This is a genomic window from Streptomyces sp. SID3343 (genome assembly GCF_009865215.1).
GTDB lineage: Bacteria > Actinomycetota > Actinomycetes > Streptomycetales > Streptomycetaceae > Embleya.
The window spans coordinates 1-483 of record NZ_WWJX01000409.1 but is presented as its reverse complement, the minus strand read 5'-3'; the positions used below and the strand labels follow the sequence as shown (position 1 = coordinate 483).

The 483-nt window shown below is 70.0% G+C and carries 1 protein-coding gene; it reads right to left on the bottom strand.

What is annotated here, in order from left to right:
* The coding region (locus GT354_RS13410) for an ABC transporter ATP-binding protein (RefSeq protein ID WP_161356529.1) at positions 1-483 on the bottom strand (483 nt) is incomplete at both ends.

Sequence of the window (483 nt, the reverse complement as noted above, 5' to 3'; positions counted from 1 at the left end):
GACGGTGTCCGGACCCTCCAGCAGCACCGGCCGCCGCGCGGCGCACCCGGCGTCGGCGTGCGCGCAGCGCGGATGGAAGGAGCAGCCCTGGGGCGGCGAGTTCGGGGACGGGGGTTCGCCGCGCAGCGCGATCCGTTGTCCTCCTCGGCCGGAGGTCCCTCCGGAAGGCATCGCCGACAGCAGGGCCTTGGTGTACGGGTGTGCGGGTCGGGTCGCGACCTGCTCGCTGTCCCCGATCTCCACGAGCCGGCCCAGGTACATCACCCCGACCCGGTCGCTCATGTGTCGGATCACCGACAGGTCGTGCGCGATGAAGATGTAGGTGAGGTCGAATTCGCTTTGCAGGTCGCAGAGCAGGTTGAGGATCTGCGCCTGGACGGAGACGTCCAGGGCCGAGACCGGTTCGTCGCAGATGACGATCCGGGGCTTGAGCGCCAAGGCCCGGGCGATACCGATGCGTTGGCGCTGGCCGCCGGAGAACTC